The sequence below is a fragment of the Thioclava sp. F42-5 genome (genome assembly GCF_002213195.1).
Classification (GTDB): domain Bacteria; phylum Pseudomonadota; class Alphaproteobacteria; order Rhodobacterales; family Rhodobacteraceae; genus Thioclava; species Thioclava nitratireducens.
This window is the reverse complement of record NZ_NBNZ01000001.1, coordinates 77,641-97,513: the sequence shown is the minus strand read 5'-3', so window position 1 is coordinate 97,513 and position 19,873 is coordinate 77,641. Positions and strand designations below refer to the sequence as shown.

At 64.9% G+C, this 19,873-nt stretch carries 15 protein-coding genes and 2 riboswitches; of the genes, 6 read left to right on the top strand and 9 right to left on the bottom strand.

What is annotated here, in order from left to right:
* Nucleotide 1: 1 nt before the first annotated feature.
* From nrdE to B6V74_RS00420, 5 genes are all read right to left on the bottom strand, one after another.
* A complete protein-coding gene (nrdE, locus tag B6V74_RS00440) occupies nt 2-2,161 on the bottom strand; it encodes a class 1b ribonucleoside-diphosphate reductase subunit alpha (RefSeq protein WP_088721669.1) in 2,160 nt (719 codons plus the stop codon).
* Nucleotides 2,143-2,565 carry a class Ib ribonucleoside-diphosphate reductase assembly flavoprotein NrdI gene (nrdI, locus tag B6V74_RS00435; RefSeq protein WP_088721668.1) on the bottom strand — a complete coding sequence of 141 codons (423 nt, stop codon included), beginning with the start codon at nt 2,563-2,565 and terminating at the stop codon, nt 2,143-2,145. The genes nrdE and nrdI overlap by 19 nt, the downstream gene beginning before the upstream one ends.
* Nucleotides 2,566-2,577: 12 nt before the next feature.
* Complete coding sequence (gene nrdH / locus B6V74_RS00430; RefSeq protein ID WP_088721667.1) at nt 2,578-2,799, bottom strand: glutaredoxin-like protein NrdH; 222 nt, start codon at nt 2,797-2,799, stop codon at nt 2,578-2,580.
* Between the two features lie 96 nt (nt 2,800-2,895).
* Nucleotides 2,896-3,091, bottom strand: a riboswitch (cobalamin riboswitch).
* A gap of 77 nt (nt 3,092-3,168) precedes the next feature.
* Entirely contained in the window at nt 3,169-4,218 is a 1,050-nt protein-coding gene (locus tag B6V74_RS00425; RefSeq protein ID WP_088721666.1) for a homocysteine S-methyltransferase family protein, read from the bottom strand.
* A gap of 129 nt (nt 4,219-4,347) precedes the next feature.
* Nucleotides 4,348-4,653, bottom strand: a complete 306-nt coding sequence (locus B6V74_RS00420) for a hypothetical protein (protein WP_088721665.1) — start codon at nt 4,651-4,653, stop codon at nt 4,348-4,350.
* Nucleotides 4,654-4,776: 123 nt separating this feature from the next.
* Nucleotides 4,777-4,980: riboswitch (cobalamin riboswitch) on the bottom strand.
* 149 nt (nt 4,981-5,129) lie between these two features.
* On the opposite strand from B6V74_RS00420, the gene ppsA reads away from it, so the two are divergent.
* Nucleotides 5,130-7,517, top strand: a complete 2,388-nt coding sequence (ppsA, locus tag B6V74_RS00415) for a phosphoenolpyruvate synthase (RefSeq protein ID WP_088721664.1) — start codon at nt 5,130-5,132, stop codon at nt 7,515-7,517.
* Nucleotides 7,518-7,541: 24 nt separating this feature from the next.
* Here ppsA and ugpC read toward each other — a convergent pair whose 3' ends face one another.
* The 4 genes from ugpC to B6V74_RS00395 are packed head-to-tail and all read right to left on the bottom strand — an operon-like array spanning nt 7,542 to nt 11,723.
* Entirely contained in the window at nt 7,542-8,660 is a 1,119-nt protein-coding gene (ugpC, locus tag B6V74_RS00410; RefSeq protein ID WP_088721663.1) for a sn-glycerol-3-phosphate ABC transporter ATP-binding protein UgpC, read from the bottom strand.
* Nucleotides 8,661-8,662: 2 nt separating this feature from the next.
* Nucleotides 8,663-9,556 (bottom strand): carbohydrate ABC transporter permease, encoded by an 894-nt coding sequence (locus tag B6V74_RS00405; RefSeq protein ID WP_088721662.1) that lies wholly within the window; start codon nt 9,554-9,556, stop codon nt 8,663-8,665.
* A complete protein-coding gene (locus B6V74_RS00400) occupies nt 9,553-10,434 on the bottom strand; it encodes a sugar ABC transporter permease (protein ID WP_088721661.1) in 882 nt (293 codons plus the stop codon). Before B6V74_RS00400 ends, B6V74_RS00405 begins: the two co-directional genes overlap by 4 nt.
* Before the next feature lie 29 nt (nt 10,435-10,463).
* The gene (locus B6V74_RS00395) at nt 10,464-11,723 is read right to left on the bottom strand and encodes an ABC transporter substrate-binding protein (RefSeq protein ID WP_088721660.1); all 1,260 of its coding nucleotides are present in this window, start codon (nt 11,721-11,723) and stop codon (nt 10,464-10,466) included.
* A 219-nt stretch (nt 11,724-11,942) separates the two neighbouring features.
* Between B6V74_RS00395 and B6V74_RS00390 the strand changes: the two genes are divergently transcribed.
* The 5 genes from B6V74_RS00390 (at nt 11,943) to B6V74_RS00370 (ending at nt 19,858) form a co-directional block, all read left to right on the top strand.
* Nucleotides 11,943-14,579, top strand: coding sequence for a cation-transporting P-type ATPase (locus B6V74_RS00390; RefSeq protein ID WP_088721659.1), 2,637 nt, complete (start codon nt 11,943-11,945; stop codon nt 14,577-14,579).
* A 120-nt stretch (nt 14,580-14,699) separates the two neighbouring features.
* Complete coding sequence (gene acsA, locus B6V74_RS00385) at nt 14,700-16,439, top strand: acetate--CoA ligase (RefSeq protein ID WP_088721658.1); 1,740 nt, start codon at nt 14,700-14,702, stop codon at nt 16,437-16,439.
* Entirely contained in the window at nt 16,436-18,433 is a 1,998-nt protein-coding gene (pdhA, locus tag B6V74_RS00380; protein ID WP_088721657.1) for a pyruvate dehydrogenase (acetyl-transferring) E1 component subunit alpha, read from the top strand. Before acsA ends, pdhA begins: the two co-directional genes overlap by 4 nt.
* A 4-nt stretch (nt 18,434-18,437) precedes the next feature.
* The gene (locus B6V74_RS00375) at nt 18,438-19,619 is read left to right on the top strand and encodes a dihydrolipoamide acetyltransferase family protein (RefSeq protein WP_088721656.1); all 1,182 of its coding nucleotides are present in this window, start codon (nt 18,438-18,440) and stop codon (nt 19,617-19,619) included.
* Nucleotides 19,616-19,858, top strand: a complete 243-nt coding sequence (locus B6V74_RS00370) for a phosphopantetheine-binding protein (RefSeq protein ID WP_075774695.1) — start codon at nt 19,616-19,618, stop codon at nt 19,856-19,858. The genes B6V74_RS00375 and B6V74_RS00370 overlap by 4 nt, the downstream gene beginning before the upstream one ends.
* Nucleotides 19,859-19,873: the final 15 nt, after the last annotated feature.

Genomic DNA, 19,873 nt, shown 5'->3' with positions numbered 1-19,873 from the left:
CTCACAGGGAACAGGATACGCAGCCCTGCACCTCGGTCCCCTCGAGGGCCGCTTGGCGCAGGCGGATGTAATAGATGGTCTTGATACCGCGCCGCCATGCATAAATCTGGGCGCGGTTGATGTCGCGGGTCGTGGCCTCGGCCGGGAAGAACAGCGTCAGCGAGAGACCTTGATCGACATGCTCGGTCGCTGCCGCATAGGTGTCGATGATCGCCTCGGGGCCGATCTGATAGGCGTCGCGGTAGAACTCGAGATTGTCGTTCGTCATGTAGGGCGCGGGGTAATAGACCCGGCCGATCTTGCCTTCCTTGCGAATCTCGATCTTCGCGGTGATCGGGTGGATCGAGGCGGTCGCGTTGTTGATATAGCTGATCGAGCCGGTGGGCGGCACGGCTTGCAGGTTGCGATTCCACAGGCCGGACTCCATGACCCGGTCGCGCAGCTCGGCCCAGTCGGCGCGGGTGGGCAGGGTGATCCCGAAGCGGTCGAACAGGGCCGTGACGGTGTCGCTCTCAGGCAGAAAGTCGCGGGTGACGTATTTCTCGAAGAAGCTGCCATCGGCATAGGCAGAGGCCTCGAACCCCTTGAAACTCCGGCCATGCTCGGCGGCCAGCCGGTTCGATTCCGCCAGCGCGTGATAGGCTACGGCGGCGAAATAGACGGAGGTGAATTCGATCCCCTCGGGGCTGCCATAATGGACGCGCTCGCGGGCGAGGAAACCGTGCAGGTTCATCTGACCCAGACCGATCGCGTGGCTTTCCTCGTTGCCCTTGCGGATCGAGGGGACGGCGTTGATCGCGCTCATCTCCGACACCGCCGAGAGCGCCCGGATCGCGGCCCCGACGCTCGCGCCCAGATCGCCGCCATCCATCACCTTGGCGATGTTGAGCGAACCCAGATTGCACGAGATATCCGTGCCCATCTGCGCGTAGCCCAGATCCTCGTCGAACTCGGAAGGCTCGGCCACCTGCAGAATCTCCGAACACAGGTTCGACATGGTGATCCGTCCCGCGATCGGGTTGGCGCGGTTCACCGTGTCTTCGAACATGATGTAGGGATAGCCGCTTTCGAACTGGATCTCGGCCAGCGTCTGGAAGAAGGCGCGGGCGTTGATCTTGCGTTTGCGGATCCGCGCGTCGTCGACCATTTCGTGGTATTTCTCGGTCACGGAAATCTCCGAGAAGGCGCAGCCATAGACCCGCTCCACGTCATGCGGCGAGAAGAGATACATCTCCTCGTTCTTCTTCGCGAGCTCGAAGGTGATGTCGGGGATCACCACGCCGAGGCTCAGCGTCTTGATCCGGATTTTCTCGTCCGCATTCTCGCGCTTGGTATCGAGGAAACGCAGGATGTCGGGGTGATGGGCGTGCAGATAGACCGCGCCCGCGCCCTGACGCGCACCCAGCTGGTTGGCATAGCTGAAGCTGTCTTCGAGCAGCTTCATCACCGGGATCACGCCCGAGGATTGGTTCTCGATCCCTTTGATCGGCGCGCCATATTCGCGGATATTGGTCAGCATCAGGGCCACGCCGCCGCCGCGTTTCGACAGTTGCAGCGCCGAGTTGATGCCGCGCCCGATGCTTTCCATGTTGTCTTCCAGTCGCAGCAGGAAGCAGGAGACGAATTCGCCCCGCGCCTTCTTGCCCGCGTTGAGGAAGGTCGGCGTCGCGGGCTGGAAGCGGCCTGCCAGCATCTCCTCCATGAGGCGCATCGCCAGCGCCTCGTCGCCGCGCGCAAGCGTCAGTGCCACCATCACCACCCGGTCCTCGTAGCGCTCGAGATAGCGCTGCCCGTCGCGGGTCTTCAACGTGTAGGAAGTGTAGTATTTGAACGCGCCGAGGAAGGTCGGAAAACGGAATTTTGCCGCGAAAGCCGCCTCCCAGATCGCGCGCTGGAAGTTGCGCGAATACTGATCGAGCACGGCGGCGTCGTAATAGCTTTCCTCCACCAGATAGCCGAGCTTCTCGTCCAGCGAATGGAAGAACACCGTGTTCTGGTTCACATGGCGCAGGAAATATTGTCGCGCCGCCATCCGGTCGGCGTCAAAGCGGATATTGCCCTCCGCGTCATAGAGGTTGAGCATTGCGTTGAGCGCGTGGTGATCAAGCCCCGCGAATTCCGAGGCCGTGGCCCCGCTCGGTTTCACGTCGCTGTCGAGCATTCCAGCCTCCAGAAATTGTCGAGACCCGCGCGCACGCGGTCGATGTCAGTGTCGGTCCCCGCCAGTTCGAACCGGTAGAGCACGGGGATATTGCACTTGCGCGCCAGCAGATCGCCCGCGCAGGCGAAAAGCGCGCCGAAATTGCGATTGCCGCTGGCGATCACGCCGCGCAGGCCCGCGCGGCGGGCGGGATCGTTGAGAAAGGCGATGACCGGTTTCGCGACCGCGCCGCGCCCCTTGCCGTCGGCGTAGCTCGGGCAGATCAGGACGTAGGGGCAGGGCGGGTACGGCATCGGAGCCTCCGCCGAGAGGGGCAGGCGCTGCGCGGGCAGGCCCAGCCGCTCCACGAAGCGCTGCGTGTTCCCCGAGGCCGAGGAGTAATAGATCAGCCGTGCCTGTCCCATCGCGGCTAGGCCTCAGACCAGACGGTTGATCATGTCGGGGCGAAAGCCCGCCCAGTGTTCCTCGTTGGCGATCACCACCGGGGCCTGCCGGTAACCCAAGTCCTGCACCATCTCCATCGCGGCGGCATCCTCGGTGAGGTCGATCACGTTGTAGTCGATCCCCTTGGCATCCAGCGCACGGGTCGTGGCGGTGCATTGCACGCAGGCCGGTTTCGAATAGACGGTGATGGTCATGTGTCCTGTCCCTTTGTTTGCTGTCGGCAGCGCGGGACAAGGCTCGTGGGCAGGGTGCCGCAGCACATAGCCACGCGCCCGGGCCCTCCGCCGCGGTCGTCGTCTATCTGCTCTGGCAGGTCTCCTGGCTCGCGGCTCGAACGCCTCTCGGTCCGTCTTCCCGGCGCATCGCACCAGTGACATTCGGACATCAGGCTCGCCGCTTACAGTTGCGGGGGCAGCGCCGGAATTCCACCGGCTTCCCTCTTCGCCTGCGGAGTGACTCGCAGGAACCAAAGCAACATCATATTGGGATGCATGGTGTATCGGTGTCAATATATAGATTGCCCTGCCGCGCGAAACTCTCGCGCGACAGGAGCGTGTCTTGCCTCAGGCCCCGTCACCAAGCGCCCGGATATGCGCCGGGAGGCGGGCGTTCTGGCCATACATGAAGTGGTTCTCCATGCGCTCCGAGAAGCGGCTGGCCTCGGTCTCGCGACCCACGGCCTCGGCCATCTCGCGGATATGCATCGGGCTCGCCCCGCAGCACACGCCGAGGTAATTCACCCCGATCGCCTGCGCCTCACGCGCGAAGGCGCCGATCTCGTAGCGGTTGCAAGCCAGCGGATCGAGCGCGGTCGGGAAGGTCCGGCCATGCGGCGAGGGGCAGGTGCAGCCGTTGTGATCCGAGAGGTTGAAGAAGGTGGGCTCCTCTTTCGTGGTCCGGTAGGGCACGGGCAGGGCGCCGACATGGCAGCTCACCGCCGCGCGCACCTTGCGCAGCCACGGCATCATCGTCTGCGGCCCGCGGAAGCAGTTCAGCCCGACGACATCGGCGCCCGCCTGTTCAAGTTTCTGGCAGGTCTCGACGATGCCGACCCCGTCCATCATCTCGTTGGCCGCCATCGGTGCCAGCGTCAGCACCACCGGCAGCCCCGACGCCTTCGCGGCCTCGAGCGCGCATAGCGCCTCGCCCGCGTAGTAGAAGGTCTCGCCGATGAGGATATCCGCGCCTTCCTCGACCGCCCAGCCGACCATCTCGTCGAACATCGCGCGCACCTCGGCCTGCCGCGCCGGATCGGCCGGGTCCCAGATATTCGTGTTCGAGATATTGCCCGCCATCAGGTTTCCGGTCTTGGCATTGGCGACCTCGCGGGCGATCTTCAGCGCCGCGCGGTTGAGCGGCTCCAGCAGGTCTTCCTTGCCGATCACGCGCATCTTCTCGCGGTGGCCGTTATAGGTGAAGGCCTCGACGATATCGCTGCCGGCGCGCTGGAAATCGACATGCAGATTGCGCAGCGCCTGCGGGTATTCGAGCGCCACCTCGGGCACGAATTCCCCGGCGGTCAGATAGCCGCGCCGTTCCAGTTCGAACAGAAAGCCCTCGGCGCAGATCACCGGGCGCGCGTCGAGCAGGCGGGTCAGTTTGTTGTCATTCATGGAGAGATCCTCTCAGTTCATCCATGACCATCGTTGGACAGAGCCGAGCCTCGCAGGGAACGAATGACGCTCCCTACTGCAATGGTCCTCGGTCGGGCCGCAGAGAGCGACCGCAAGACGAAAAGCGGGTCAGAGGCCGCGCCGGGCGCGTGCCCCGCCGCGCCGCACCGGCGGGGGCATCTCGATCGGCAGGACGAAAGGCTGCGGGGTCAGCGACTCCAGTAACAGCTCGCAGAACACCTCCACCGCTGGTGAGATCAGGGAGTGCGGATAGGCCTGCATATGGGCGACGATCGCCGCCTTCGCATAGGGCATGTCGCCCGGCAGCGTGCCAAGCCATTCCATGTAGCCCAGCGTGCCCAGCTCACGCGCCCGCAGCGGCGAGATAGGTCCTATATCGAGTTGTAAGAGTGAAAGCGTTCGTTCCAAAAGCATCGCGCCCTCCGCGCAAAAGGGCGGGATTGGTCGCGGCACGGCGATATGCGAGGTCCGATCTGGTCCATCTCTCGACTCTCCGTCCCAGGGCACCCCGCCCGGGTTTAAGGTGACCGAGATGCGCGGCGGCGCATCCGAGATGGCAGGTCTCCTGACTCGCGGGTCGTGGCTTCACCGGACCTTCCCAACCTTTGCAGGTCAGTGGCGTTTTCGGTGGCGCTCGCCGCTTACAGTTGCGGGGGCAGTCACGGAGTTGGGCCTCGCCCGCACCGTGTTCCCTTTTCAGCCGACCCTTTGGGGCCGGACACCATCCCGGATTTGATCGCAGGAAAATCTCACGCTGTCCAGAACGGATTGGGCGGCTGGAGGGTGCGCAGGCAGAGCCCCGTCCGAAAGGCTCCGCGTTGACAGAGATCAAGGCCCCGATGCGCGCCTCGGATAGAGTGCCCGCAAGTGCAAACAGGAGAGGCGAGCCCATGACGACGAAGAAAGAAGTCATTCCTTTCGATAGCTTACGCCGCGAAGATGTCGCGCTTGTGGGCGGCAAGAACTCTTCGCTCGGCGAGATGGTGCAGGAGTTGGGCGCCAAGGGTATTCAGGTCCCGCCGGGCTTCGCCACCACCGCCGACGCCTATCGGATGTTTCTTGAAGAGAACAAACTGACCGAGGCCATCGCGGGCTATCTTGCGGATTACGATGCGGACAAGATCAGCCTTCACGTCGCCGGTCAGAGCATTCGCGACACGATCGTGGCAGGCGATTGGCCTGCCTCGACCGAAGCCGCAATCCGGGAGGCGTATCGCGATCTGTCCAAGCGGGCAGGGGTGCCCGAGGTCTCCGTCGCCGTGCGCTCGAGCGCGACGGCCGAAGATCTTCCCGATGCCAGCTTCGCCGGTCAGCAGGAGACCTATCTCAACGTCTCGGGCGAGGAGGAACTTCTGACCGCCTGCCGCAAGTGCTATGCCTCGCTCTTCACCGACCGCGCGATCACCTATCGCAAGCTCAGAGGGTTCAATCACCTCGATGTCGCGCTCTCCGTCGGTGTTCAGCAGATGGTGCGCTCCGATATCGGCGGGTCGGGGGTGATGTTCTCGATCGACACGGAAACCGGCTTCGACAAGGTCGTGCTGATCAGCGCGGCCTGGGGCTTGGGCGAAAACGTCGTGCAGGGCGCGGTCACGCCGGACGAGTTTCAGGTCTACAAGCCGTTCCTCGGTAAGACGGGGATCAAACCGATCATCGAGAGGAAGCTCGGCGCGAAAGAGATCAAGATGATCTATGCCGGGCCGGACGCTCCGAACCCGGTGCGCAACGTGCCGACCTCGAAAGCCGAGCGCGGGAGGTTCGTCCTGTCGGATGACGAGGTGCTCGACCTCGCGCAGCAAGCGGCGACCATCGAAGCGCATTACGGGCAGCCGATGGACATGGAATGGGCCAAGGACGGCGTCACGGGCAAGCTTTACATCGTGCAGGCGCGCCCCGAGACGGTTCAGTCGCGAGTCTCCGCCGGGTCTTTGCGGCGTTACACGATCGGCGCGCACGGTCCGGTCGTCGTCAACGGTCTGTCGGTGGGCGAGCAGATCGCGACCGGGCGGGTCTGCCTGATCGAAGACGTCAAGGATATCGACGATTTCGTGGACGGCTCGATCCTTGTCACATCGACGACGGACCCCGACTGGGTACCGGTGATGAAACGGGCCTCGGCGATCATCACCGATCACGGAGGCAGAACCAGCCATGCCGCCATCGTCAGCCGCGAGTTGGGTGTTCCCGCCGTCGTCGGGTGTGGAGATGCGACCCATGTGCTGCATGACGAGCAGGAGGTGACCGTCTGCTGCGCCGAAGGGGACGAGGGTCTGGTCTATGACGGCTTTGCCGAGTTCACGGTCGAAGATCTGAACCTCGACGCGGTGCCGGAAACCAAGACCAAGGTCATGCTCAACCTCGCCAACCCGGCGATCGCGGCGCGCTGGTGGCGGCTGCCGATCGATGGTGTCGGTCTGGCGCGGATGGAATTCGTGATCTCGAACACGATCCGGGTCCACCCGATGGCGCTGCTGCATTTCTCCGACATTCAGGAGGCGGAAGTGCGGGAGGAAATCGAAACCCTCACTAGGGGATACGAGGACAAGTCCGAATATTTCGTCGATCAACTGGCGCTCGGCCTGTCCCGGATCGCCGCCGTGGCCTATCCGAACCCGATGATCCTGCGGCTGAGCGATTTCAAGACGAACGAATATGCCGACCTGCTTGGCGGGCGGCAGTTCGAGCCGGTGGAATCCAACCCGATGATCGGCTGGCGCGGGGCCTCGCGCTATTACGATCCGGCCTATGTCGACGGGTTCCGGCTGGAATGTCGGGCGATCCGTCGGCTGCGCGAAGAGGCCGGATTCGACAATGTGCTGGTGATGGTGCCGTTCTGCCGGACGCCCGAGGAAGCCGACCGCGTGCTGGCGGTGATGGCCGAGGAAGGGCTGGTGCGCGGCTCGAACGGGCTGCAAATCTACGTGATGTGCGAAGTGCCCTCGAACGTCATCCTCGCCGAAGCCTTCGCCGAGCGGTTCGACGGGTTCTCCATCGGGTCCAACGATCTGACGCAGCTGACCCTAGGGATCGATCGCGACAGCGACAGGCTCGCGACGCTCTTCGACGAACGCCATGCCGCCGTTCAGTGGATGATCCGGACGGTCATAGAGAAAGCGCATGACGTGGGCGCGAAGGTCGGTCTCTGCGGTCAGGCGCCCTCGAACTACCCTGAATTCGCCCGCACACTGGTGGAGTTCGGGATCGACTCGATCTCGGTGACACCGGACAGCTTCCTGAAGGTGAAAGGGCATGTCGCGGAGGCCGAAGGCAAAGGGTGACCGGACGCCCGCGGGCTGCACGCGCTAGAGGCGCAGCCCGGTCTCGGCGTCGAAGACCTTGGCCTTGCCCATATCGACCTCGAAGCTGAAGGGCGCGCCCGGGGGCAGGGCGTCCTCGGGCCGGACCCGGGCGATCACCTCGGTCTCGCCCAGGGCGAAGACGATCATCGTGTCCGGTCCGGTCGGCTCGACCAGATCCACCGGACGTTCGAAGACGAAACGGTCGGGGCCGGGCAGTTCGGTCCCGGCCATGAAGATCACCTCCGGCCGAAGCCCGAGGACGACCTTTTGCCCGTCGGGGGCGGTGATCCGCTCCGCGAGCTTTTGGGACAAGGGGAACCGCAGCGCTTCTGCCGCGCCCTCCGCCACTTCGACAGATACGCCTTCCGGCTCCCCGCGGCGCAGGACACCGGGCAGCATGTTCATCGGCGGCGAGCCCATGAAGCCCGCGACGAACAGGTCCACCGGATCGTCGTAGATCGCGCCGGGCTCGGCCACCTGACGGATATGGCCGTTATCCATCACCGCGATCCGTGTCGCCAGCGTCATCGCCTCGATCTGGTCGTGGGTGACATAGACGACGGTCTTGCCGAGCCGCTGGTGCAGCTTCTTGATCTCGGTGCGCATCTCGATCCGCAGTTTGGCGTCGAGGTTCGACAGGGGCTCGTCGAACAGAAACACTTCGGGCTTGCGCACGAGCGCGCGGCCCATTGCGACTCGCTGGCGCTGGCCGCCCGAAAGCTGGCCGGGCTTGCGGTCGAGATAGGGATGGATCTGCAGAAGCGTGCTGAACTCCTCGACGGCTTTGGTCTGATCGGCGCGCGGGACGTGGCGGGTCTGCATCCCGAAGGTGATGTTCTCGCGCACCGTCTTGGTCGGGTAGAGCGCATAGGACTGGAACACCATCGCGATGTCGCGGTCGCGCGGCGGGGTGTCGTCGACCCGTCGCCCCGCGATGTCGATATGGCCGTCGCTCAGCGTCTCGAGCCCGGCGATCAGGTTGAGCAGGGTCGACTTGCCGCAGCCCGAGGGCCCGACGAGGACAATGAACTCGCCCGCCTCGATCTCGAGGTCGATGCCCTTGATCACCTCGTTGGTCCCGAAGCGTTTGCGCACGCCCTGAAGGGAAATTCCCGCTGCCATCGCTACCCTTTCACCGCTCCGGCCGAGAGACCGCGCACGAACCACGCCCCGGCCAAGACATAGACCGCCAGCGTCGGCAGGGCCGCGATGATCGCCGCAGCCATGTCGACATTGTATTCCTTCACCCCCGTCGAGGTGTTCACCACGTTGTTGAGCGCCACCGTCACCGGGTTGCTGTCGCCGATCGTGAATGCGACGCCGAACAGGAAGTCGTTCCAGATCTGGGTGAACTGCCAGATCACGGTGACGACGATCGCGGGCAGCGACATCGGCAGCACGAGCCGGAAGAAGATTCCGAAGAAACCCGCCCCGTCGACCTTCGCCGCCTGAATGATGCCGTCCGAGACCCCGATGAAGAAGTTGCGGAAGAACAGCGTCGTGAAAGCGAGGCCATAGACCGTGTGCACAAGGATCAGCCCCGGGACCGTGCCCGCAAGCCCGAGCTGGCCCAGCACCCGCGCCATCGGCAGAAGGATCACCTGAAACGGAATGAAGGCGCCGAACAGCATCAGCGCGAAGATCGTATCGGCGCCGCGAAAGCGCCACTTGGTCAGCGCATAGCCGTTGAGCGCGCCCAGTATCGTCGAGATCGCCACCGCCGGGACGGTCATCATCACCGAGTTCCAGACATAGGGCGCAAGCCCGTTGCAACGCACACCCACGCAGGCGCTGTTCCACGCCTTCTCCCAGGCGCTGAAGTCGAGCGCCTGCGGCGGGCTGATGAGAGAGCCCTCCCTGATCTCGGCCAGCGATTTCAGCGAGGTCGATATCATCACCAGAAGCGGGATCAGGTAGTAGATGCAGAACAGCCCGAGCACCGCAAATAGCAGCGCGCGCATCAGGCTGTGATGCAGCCCCTTGCGCCGGACGATCCCGCCTGTGCTGCGTGCGCTCATCCGGTTGTCTTCCTCAGTTCCGAGTAGAGATAGGGCACGATGATCGCGATGACCGTCATAAGCATCATCGTGGCACTCGCCGCCGCCACGCCCAGCTCGCTGCGCTGAAAGGCGAAGGAATACATGAAGGTGGCGGGCATGTCGGTGGCATAGCCCGGCCCCCCGCCCGTCAGCGCGATCACCAGATCGAAGCTCTTGATCGCGAGATGGGCGAGGATGATGACGGTGGAGAGGAACACCGGTCGCAGCATCGGCAGCACGATCCCGGTATAAGTGCGCCACGGGCCCGCGCCGTCGATCGCCGCCGCTTTCAGCACCTCGTCATCGACCGAGCGGAGCCCGGCCAGAAACAGCGCCATCGCATAGCCGGAGCTTTGCCAGACGGCCGCGATCACCACCGTGTAGATCGCGTAATGCGAGTTCACCAGCCAGTCGAATCTGAAGCTCTCGAACCCGGCCTGATGCATCAACCGCTCCAGGCCGAGGCCGGGGTTCAGCATCCATTTCCAGACTGTTCCGGTGACGATGAAACTCAGCGCCATCGGGTAGAGGTAGATCGTGCGGATCACCCCCTCGATGCGCACCTTCTGGTCGAGCAGGATCGCCAGAAGGATGCCGATCGCCATCGAGATCGAGATGAACAGGCCCGAAAAGACAAACAGGTTGCGGATCGCCACGTACCAGCGCGGCGTCTGCCAGAGACGGACATATTGGCTCACCCCGTCGAATTGGTAGTCGGGCATCACCCCCGAGCGGGTCAGCGAGATATAGGCCGTCCAGCCGATGAAGCCGTAGACGAAGAACAAGCTCGCCGCGAACAGCGGAGAGACGACAATCGCGGGCAGGCGCCTTTCCAGCGCCCGCCCGAACCTTGCCATGGGGCCCGTCCTCCCGGACATTGCAGGCCCTAGTTTTCCTGCGCGCGCTTGACCGCGGCAGCGAGTTGCTTGACCGCGTCCTCGGAACTCATGTCGGAGTTGAAGAACGCCGTCACAAGATCGAGGAACTCGCCGCGCACCGAGCGGGGCACCGCCATCTCATGCGCCATCGACGGCACCAGCGTGTCGTTCTCGATCGCGGCCAGCAGGTCTTCGTGCGAGCGTTTGGCACAGGCGTCGAAATCATCGAGCGGCACGTCCGTGCGCGCCGGGATCGACCCTTTCGCGAGATTGAAGACCTTCTGGAACTCGGGCGACATGATCAACCGCGCCAGCACTTTCTGGCCCTCGATGCGGTCTTCTCCCTCCACCTTGAAGAAGGTGAAGCTGTCCGAATTCAGCACGAAGCCCTTGCCCGGCGTGGGCCAGCACAGGAAATCCTTTTCCGGAACCTTGCCCGCCGCGAGGAATTCGCCCTTGGCCCAGTCGCCCATGATCTGGAAACCGGCCTCGCCGCGCATCACCATCGCGGTCGCGAGGTTCCAGTCGCGGCCCGAGAAGTTCGGATCGACATAGCCACGCAGCTTGCGCAGCTGATCGAAGGATTTGACCATCATGTCCGAGGTCAGGGCCTCCGGATCGAGCTCCACTAGCGCCTTGCGGTAGAAATCGGCCCCACCGATTCCCAACACCACGTCTTCGAACAGCGTCGCGTCCTGCCAAGGCTGACCGCCATGGGCGAGCGGCACGATACCCGCCGCCTGCAGCTTGTCGGCGGCTGCGTTGAACTCGTCCCATGTCGTGGGCATGCCTTCGACGCCCGCTTTCTTCAGCACCTCGGGGTTGGCCCAGATCCAGTCGACGCGGTGGATGTTGACCGGGGCTGCGACGTATTTGCCTTCGTATTTCATGATTTCGGCCAGCGCCGGCGGCAACACATCGTCCCAATTGCCCTCATCCGCCACGGACTGGACGTCGTTGAGCGCGCCTTGCTGGGCCCATTCCTGAATGCCGGGCCCTTTGAGCTGCACGGCGGTCGGCGGGTTTCCGGCCACGACGCGCGCCCTCAGCGCCGTCATCGCGGCATCGCCGCCACCGCCCGCGATCGGCGAGTCGATCCATTCCCCGCCCTCGGCCTCGAAGGCTTTCTTCAGTTCTCCGACGGCCTTGGCCTCGCCCCCGGAGGTCCACCAGTGCAGAACCTCGACCGTGCCATCCGCCCGCGCGGCGCTGGCCGAGAGCGCGCCAGCGACACTCACCGCCGCCATCATGGCTTTACAAATATGCATGTTTTCCTCCTCCTCCCGGTCGCGCTTGCGGTGAAATTTCGCAGCCAGACCTGCGATCTAGGCTGGGGCGACATCGGTGAACCGTCATTGACCGGGATCAACGATCCGTGATCTGGGTGCGGCCGGGGAGGTTCTGCGGCATTCCTACGCAAGGCGAGACGATTGCGTAGGCCGCGGAAAGGCTTACCATCGACGTGGGATCACCGAAGGCCCCCGGGAATGCAGGAAACCGACGCCGCACCAGCATTTGTCGAAACCGCCGAGGCGGTGCTGGCGCGTCTGTCCGTGCCGTTTCCGGACGGGCTGTCCGCCGAGGAGGCCGCCGCGCGCCTCGCGCGCCACGGCCCGAACGCCCTGCGCCGTCAGAAACCGCGCAGTGCGCTCAGCATCTTGCTGCATCAGTTCCAGGGGGTGATCGTCGCGCTTCTCGTTCTGGCGACGGTGTTCTCGCTGGTCATCAACGATATCGTCGAGGCGTTGGCGATACTCGTCGTGCTGCTCCTGAACGGCGCGATCGGGTTCTTCACCGAGCTGCGCGCGACCCGTTCCATGGAGGCGCTGTTCAGCGTCGCCGAGGTCCGTACCCGGGTGCGCCGGGACGGGATGCTGCGCGAAGTCGACGCCCACGATCTGGTGCCGGGCGATCTCGTGATGCTCGAGGCGGGCGACGTTGTGACCGCCGATATGCGGCTGGTCGAAGCGTCGGGGCTTTATTGTGATGAATCCGTACTGACGGGCGAGTCTCTTCCGGTGCGCAAGATCACCGAAGCGTTGCCCTTCGACGTCGTGTTGGGGGATCGTTCCAATATGGCGTTCAAGGGCGCGGCCGTAACGCGGGGTGCTGGGATCGGCGTGGTGGTGCGCACCGGCATGGAGACCGAGATCGGCAAGATCAGCCAGCTCGCGATGGAGGCCAGCACGGAGCCCACACCGCTCGAACACCAATTGACGCGGCTCGGGCAGCGACTTGTCTGGCTGACGATCGCCCTCGCCGTCGCGATCATCGTCACGGGGCTGGCGCAGGGCCACCCGCTCACCGGTATGATCCAGACCGGGGTCGCGCTTGCTGTGGCCGCGATCCCCGAAGGTATTCCCGTCGTTGCCACGCTGTCGCTCGCGCGTGGGATGTGGCGGATGGTGCAGCGCAACGCCCTGATCAGCCGGTTGTCCTCGGTCGAGACGCTCGGGGCGACCACGCTGATCCTGACGGACAAGACGGGGACGCTGACCGAGAACCGGATGAGCGTGGTTCAGGTCTTGCTCGACGGGGGGAGCGTGAATCTGGACGGCCCGGATAGCGGAATAGCGGACGACCGTCTGCGCGCGGCGCTGCAGATCGGCATGCTGTGCAACAATGCCGAGCTGGGGGACGGCGAGGATGGCCGGATCGGGGATCCGACCGAACTGGCGCTACTGAGTGCAGCGCGAAAGCTAGGGGTGTCCGAAGACGGAGCAGATTCACGCCTGCTCCAGCATGCGTTCGAGACCGACAGCCTGATGATGGCGACGGTCCATGAACTTCCGCAGGGGGGTATGCTCTACGCGACAAAGGGCGCGCCCGAAGCGGTGATCGCTGCGTGCTCCGAGGTTCTGGGGCCGGAGGGTGCGCGTCCGCTGAGCGATGAGGACAAGGCAAGCTGGATCGCCCGCAACGCTGAAGCGGCGGGCGAGGGGTTGCGCGGGATCGGACTCGCTATGAAGCAGGCGGAGGGGACGGAGGAGGCCCCCTATGAAGGGCTGACGCTGGTCGGTGTCGCCTGTCTCGCCGATCCCCTGCGCAAGGATGTTCCGCCCGCGATCGCGGCCTGCCAGAGCGCAGGGATACGGGTGATCATGCTGACAGGGGATCACGCCGAGACCGCCGCACGCATCGCCAGAGATGCCGGGATCAGTGAGGACGGTGTAATGGCGATCGAGGGGAGAGAGCTGACAGGCCTCGATCTTGAGAGCGCCAGCGATGACACGCTCGACCGCCTGCGCAAGGCCAGCGTCTTCGCCCGCGTGGCCCCGGCGACGAAACTGGAGCTTGTCAGTTTCTACCAGCGCGAGGGGGAGACCGTCGCGATGACGGGCGACGGGGTGAATGACGCACCGGCGCTGAAGAAGGCCGATATCGGCATTGCGATGGGACAACGCGGCACCCAAGTCGCCCGCGAGGCGGCGCATATGGTGCTCAAGGACGATGATTTCGCAACCATCGTCGAGGCGGTGCGACAGGGCAGGGTGATATTCGGCAATCTCCGCAAGTTCATCGTCTACCTGATGTCGTGCAATCTCTCGGAGATCCTCGTGGTGGGGATCGCCGTGGGGGTGGGGCTCCCCGCGCCGCTCCTGCCCCTGCAGATCCTGTTTCTCAATCTCGTCACCGATGTCTTCCCGGCGCTTGCGCTTGGGATGGGGCATGGCGACGGACACGAAATGAGCCGTCCGCCCCGCGACCGTGCGGAGCCGATCCTCGCGAGGCGCGAATGGGAACGCATCGTCATTCTTGGGGTCATTGTAACCCTCGCGACGATGCTGGCCTTCGGAGGGGCGCTCTACGGTTTACAGCTTGCCCCCGGGGCCGCCGTCACGGTGGCCTTCGTCACCCTCGCGCTGGGCCAGCTTTGGAACGTGTTCAACATGCGGGAGGGGGACACTCACGCCCTGCGCAATGATGTGACGCGCAACCCTTATGTCTGGGGCGCGCTCGTGCTGTGTCTCGTGCTGATCGCGGGGGCGCTGTGGCTACCCGGACTCTCCGATGTGCTGCAGCTTCCGTCGCCCGGAATCGCGGGGCTGACGCTCGCCGGGGCGATGAGCCTGCTTCCGCCGCTGCTGGGGCATCTGGTCGTATCGCGCGCAACCCGCAGATAATTTCCGCTCCCGCGTTGAGCCACATCAATGAAACTGCCTTCTGTCTTCGCCTAGGGAAGATCATGGCCGTTCGTGACAGGGAGCGGTCTGTCGACTGGCATCACCTTGGGAGGAGGCGTGATGACTTGGGCGATCATCCAGAAGTCGGCCGCCGAACGCGCCGCCGCCACGCTCTCCGAGGAGGACCGCAAGGCGTTCACATGGGACACCGCGCGGGCGATGCTCGACGGGTTTCCCGATGGCGGATTAAACATCGCGCATGAGGCGGTGGATCGGCATGTCGCTGCGGGTCATGGGGATGACGAGGCGATCCTCTGGCTCGGCAAGGACGGCGAGCGGCAAAGTCTGAGCTATCGTGATCTCGCTGCCCGGACCGCGCGCTTCGCCAATGTTTTGACTGCGCACGGGCTGGAACCGGGCGACCGGCTCTTCGGTCTCGCCGGCCGGGTGCCCGATCTCTACGTCGCGGCGCTGGGCACGCTGAAGGCAGGGATGATCTTCTCGCCGCTGTTTTCCGCCTTCGGACCCGAGCCCCTGCGCACCCGGCTCGAGATCGGCGAGGCCAATGCGCTGATCACCACCGCCTCGATCTATCGCCGCAAGATCGCCGCGTGGCGGGACGAAATTCCCTCGCTCAAACTGGTGCTGATCATCGGCGACGAAGCGCCGGAGGGTTGCGTGGCGCTCGGCCCTGCGATGGCGGCGGCCTCGGAGTCGTTCGAGACGGTTCATACGGCACCCGAAGATCCCGCGTTGATCCATTTCACCTCCGGCACCACGGGCCGCCCGAAAGGCGCGGTGCATGTGCATAATGCGGTGGTAATGCATGCGGCGGCGGGCCGCTACGCGCTCGAACTGACGCCGGGCACACGCTACTGGTGTACCGCCGATCCGGGCTGGGTGACGGGGACATCCTTCGGGATCATCTCGCCGCTGGTGAACCGGGTGCGGATGATCGTTGATGAGGCCGATTTCGATCTCGACCGCTGGTACGGCATCCTCGAGCGCGAGCAGATCGAGGTCTGGTACACCGCGCCGACAGCGATCCGCATGATGATGCGCGCAGGGAAAGAGGCGGCCGCGCCTTACGATTTCTCGACACTGCGGTTCATGGCCTCGGTGGGCGAGCCGCTCAATCCCGAGGCCGTGGTCTGGGGCAACGAGGTCTTCGGCAAACCCTTCCACGACAACTGGTGGCAGACCGAGACCGGCGGGATCATGATCGCCAATACCCGCGCGATGGATGTGCATCCGGGCTCGATGGGCAAGCCGCTACCCGGGATCGAGGCGGGGATCGTGGAGCGTGTCGATGATGGGCTGCGCGACTGCAAGCCCGGCGAGATCGGCGAGTTGGCGCTGCGCCCCGGCTGGCCATCGATGATGCGCGCCTATCTGCACGAAGAGGCGCGCTACGAGAAGTGTTTCGTGGGTGGCTGGTATCTCTCTGGCGATCTCGCGATGCGCGACGCGGAGGGATATTTCTGGTTCGTCGGTCGCGCCGATGATCTCATCAAATCCTCCGGTCACCTGATCGGCCCCTTCGAGGTCGAAAGCGCGTTGATCGAGCATCCGGCAGTGGCCGAGGCTGCCGTGATCGGCCTGCCCGACGAGACCGCAGGCGAGGTCGTGAAGGCCTATGTCGCGCTCAATCCGGGGTTCGAGCCGTCCGAAGATCTCGAACGCGACATCCGGGGCCTTGCGCGCAAGAAGCTCGGCGCGGCGGTCGCCCCGCGCGAGGTGGTGTTCCGCAAGACCCTGCCGAAGACCCGTTCGGGCAAGATCATGCGCCGTCTGTTGAAAGCGCGCGAGCTGGGCCTGCCGGAAGGCGATATTTCGACGCTGGAGAGTGACGAGACATGACTGCCGACAAACCGCACCTGACCCATGACCACATCCGCGAATTGCTCACGGCGATGATCCGTGTGCGCCATTTCGAGGATAAATGCGCCGAGCTCTACACGCAGGAAAAGATCCGCGGCTTCCTGCACCTCTACGATGGCGAGGAGGCGGTGGCTTCGGGCGTGATCCCGCGGCTTGGCCCTGAGGATCGCGTGGTGGCGACCTATCGCGAGCACGGTCATGCGCTGGTTCGTGGCGTGCCGATGGAGCGCGTGATGGCAGAGATGTATGGCAAGGCCACCGGCGCCTCGGGCGGGCGGGGCGGCTCGATGCATATCTTCGATGCCGAACGGAATTTCTACGGAGGCAACGCGATCGTGGGGGGCGGGCTGCCGCTGGCCGTGGGCCTCGCGCTGCGCGACCGGATGATGGGTGCGCCCAATGTCACCGCCTGTTTCTTCGGCGAAGGGGCTGTGGCAGAGGGCGAGTTCCACGAGTCGATGAACCTCGCGCAGCTCTGGTCGCTGCCGGTGCTGTTCGTGTGCGAGAATAACGGCTACGCGATGGGTTCGGCTTTGGCGCGGACCGAGGCCGTGACCGACATCCGGCGCAAGGCGGCGGCTTATGGGTTCGCGACCGAGCAGGTGGACGGGATGGATGTGGTCGCGGTCGAGGCCGCCACCCGCCGCGCGCTCGCCGCGATCCGCGAGACTGGCAAACCCTATTTCCTCGAATGTCTGACCTATCGGTTCCGCGCGCATTCGATGTTCGACGCCCAGCTCTATCGCGACAAGGACGAGGTGGCCGCGTGGCGCGAGAAGGGACCGATCGTGCGGTTCCAGTCCTGGCTCTACGAGAGCGGGTTGATGCATCCCGAAGAGGTCGCGCAGATCGAGGCGGGGGTGGAGGACGAGATCGCCGCCGCCGTCGCCTATGCCGAGGGGAGCGAGTGGGAGCCGCTCGAGACGCTCACCCGCCATGTCATGGCCGAGGAACGCCCCGCGCCGCCCGCGCCGCCCGAACCCAGCGCCGAGACCGTCGAGATGACCTATCGCGAGGCGGTCAAGCAGGCCATCCGCGACGCGATGATCCGCGACGAGCGGGTCTTTCTGATGGGCGAGGATGTGGGTGCATATGGCGGTTGCTATGCGGTCTCGAAAGGGTTGATGGACGAATTCGGCGAGGACCGCATCCGCGACACGCCGCTGTCGGAGTCCGGCTTCACCGGGGCCGGGATCGGTGCGGCGGCCGCCGGGATGCGGCCCATCGTCGAGGTGATGACGGTGAATTTCTCGTTGCTCGCGCTCGACCAGATCATGAACACCGCCGCCACGATCCGGCACATGTCGGGCGGACAGTTCGGGGCGCCCGTGGTGATCCGTCTTGCGACCGGCGCGGGCAAGCAACTGGCGGCGCAGCATTCCCATTCGCTCGAAGGGTGGTACGCGCATATTCCGGGGCTGCGGGTTCTCGCGCCCGCCACGCTGGAGGACGCGCGCGGGATGCTCTGGACTGCGATCGAGGATCCCGATCCGGTGCTGATCTTCGAGAATGTCATGCTCTACAACATGACCGGGCAGATCGCCGCGAATGCGGGGCCGGTCGACATCGACAAGGCCGCGATCCGGCGCGAGGGCAAGGATATCAGCCTGATCACATATGGCGGATCGCTGTGGAAGACGCTCGAGGCCGCCGAGGCGCTGGCGGGCGAGGGGATCGAGGCGGAGGTGATCGACCTGCGCTGCCTGCGCCCGCTCGATGATGAGACGATCATGGCCTCGCTCGCGCGCACGCGCCGCGTGGTGATCGTGGACGAGGGCTGGCGGTCCGGTTCGCTCTCCGCCGAGATCGCGGCCCGGATCGGCGAGCAGGCCTTCTGGCACCTAGATGCGCCGGTGGGGCGCGTTTGCTCCGCCGAGGTGCCGATACCCTATCCCAAACATCTCGAGGACGCCGCCATTCCGCAGGTGCCCGCTATCGTCGCCGCCGTGAAGACGACGCTCGGGAAAGGGTGAGGCGATGGCCGTTTTCAAGATGCCCTCGCTCGGCGCGGATATGGAGGCGGGCAAGCTGGTCGAATGGCTGGTGAAGCCCGGCGATACGGTCAAGCACGGCGATATCGTCGCGGTGGTCGAGACCCAGAAGGGTGCGATCGAGATCGAGGTCTTCGAGGACGGTGTGGTCGAAAAGCTGGTGGCAGAGCTCGGGCAAGACCTGCCGGTTGGCGCGCCGCTTGCCGTTATCAAAGCGCCCGGGGAGGCGTCGGCGGAGACCTCTGAGGCCGCGCCGCCAGTTGCGCCGCAGTCCCCTACCGAACCGGTCGAACCGGAGGCAAGGATGGAGCTGCCAAGTGCGCCGCCTCCCGCTACCCCATCAGGGATCGCCGCCTCTCCTGCCGCGAAGGCACGCGCCGCGGAATTGGGGGTCGCGCTGGAGAGCCTGACCGGCAGCGGGCCGGGGGGCGCGATCGTGCTCGCCGATGTCGAGACGACGAAACCCGCCGCGACGCCGAGCCCGGCAGAAGATCGCGGCGCATATATCGCCGAGATGCGCAAGGCGATCGCCGCCGCGATGGCCCGGTCCAAACGCGAGATCCCGCATTACTACGTCACCCACACGGTCGATCTCAGCGCCGCGAGCGATTGGCTGAGCGCCGCCAATGCGAACCGCCCGCCCGAAGAACGCATCCTGATGGGCGCGCTTCTGATGAAGGCGATGGCACTGGCGGCTCGCGAAGAAAAGGCGGTGAACGGGCATTTCGGGGAGGACGGGTTCACGCCATCCCCGGCGGTTCATCTCGGCCTCGCAATCGCGCTTCGGGGCGGCGGGCTCGTGGCCCCAGCAATCCTCGATGCCGAAAAGAAAAGCCTGCAGGATTTGATGGAGGCGATGCGCGACCTCACGATGCGCGCTCGCGCCGGGCGGCTCAAAAGCTCGGAGATGAGCATGGCGACGCTGACCTTCTCGGCGCTTGGCGAGAGCGGGGTCGAGGCGATGGCCGGAATCATCGTGCCGCCGCAGGTCGCCATCGTCACCGCCGGTGCGCCCGGCCCGCAAGCATTGGTGCGAGACGGCAAGGTGGTTGCCGCGCAGGCCGTGACGCTGACCCTCGCCGCGGATCACCGCGTGAGCGACGGGCGGCTGGGCTCGAAATTCCTGACCGCGATCGACGCGAAGCTGCAAACGCCGGAGGAGCTATGACCGAAGATGAAATCCGCAGAGCCTATATCGAGGAGCTCGTGCGCGTCGCTCCCGATCTCGATCCCGCCGAAATCGCGGGGTCCGATCATCTTCAGGACGATCTTGAACTCGACTCGATGGATATTCTGAATTTGGTGATTGCGCTCGATAAACGCTTCGGCGTCGAGATTGCCGAAGCCGAGTATCCCCAGATCGCCACCCCGGATCTTGCTGCGGGGTTTCTCGCGTCGCGGATGTGAGAGGGAGGGGCGCAG

Bases quoted from the DNA above. Each gene is read 5' to 3' on its own strand.
- nrdE (WP_088721669.1), bottom strand. From the start codon at position 2,161: ATGCTCGACAGCGACGTGAAACCGAGCGGGGCCACGGCCTCGGAATTC.
- nrdI (WP_088721668.1), bottom strand. From the start codon at position 2,565: ATGGGACAGGCACGGCTGATCTATTACTCCTCGGCCTCGGGGAACACG.
- nrdH (WP_088721667.1), bottom strand. From the start codon at position 2,799: ATGACCATCACCGTCTATTCGAAACCGGCCTGCGTGCAATGCACCGCC.
- B6V74_RS00425 (WP_088721666.1), bottom strand. From the start codon at position 4,218: ATGAATGACAACAAACTGACCCGCCTGCTCGACGCGCGCCCGGTGATC.
- B6V74_RS00420 (WP_088721665.1), bottom strand. From the start codon at position 4,653: ATGCTTTTGGAACGAACGCTTTCACTCTTACAACTCGATATAGGACCT.
- ppsA (WP_088721664.1), top strand. From the start codon at position 5,130: ATGACGACGAAGAAAGAAGTCATTCCTTTCGATAGCTTACGCCGCGAA.
- ugpC (WP_088721663.1), bottom strand. From the start codon at position 8,660: ATGGCAGCGGGAATTTCCCTTCAGGGCGTGCGCAAACGCTTCGGGACC.
- B6V74_RS00405 (WP_088721662.1), bottom strand. From the start codon at position 9,556: ATGAGCGCACGCAGCACAGGCGGGATCGTCCGGCGCAAGGGGCTGCAT.
- B6V74_RS00400 (WP_088721661.1), bottom strand. From the start codon at position 10,434: ATGGCAAGGTTCGGGCGGGCGCTGGAAAGGCGCCTGCCCGCGATTGTC.
- B6V74_RS00395 (WP_088721660.1), bottom strand. From the start codon at position 11,723: ATGCATATTTGTAAAGCCATGATGGCGGCGGTGAGTGTCGCTGGCGCG.
- B6V74_RS00390 (WP_088721659.1), top strand. From the start codon at position 11,943: ATGCAGGAAACCGACGCCGCACCAGCATTTGTCGAAACCGCCGAGGCG.
- acsA (WP_088721658.1), top strand. From the start codon at position 14,700: ATGACTTGGGCGATCATCCAGAAGTCGGCCGCCGAACGCGCCGCCGCC.
- pdhA (WP_088721657.1), top strand. From the start codon at position 16,436: ATGACTGCCGACAAACCGCACCTGACCCATGACCACATCCGCGAATTG.
- B6V74_RS00375 (WP_088721656.1), top strand. From the start codon at position 18,438: ATGGCCGTTTTCAAGATGCCCTCGCTCGGCGCGGATATGGAGGCGGGC.
- B6V74_RS00370 (WP_075774695.1), top strand. From the start codon at position 19,616: ATGACCGAAGATGAAATCCGCAGAGCCTATATCGAGGAGCTCGTGCGC.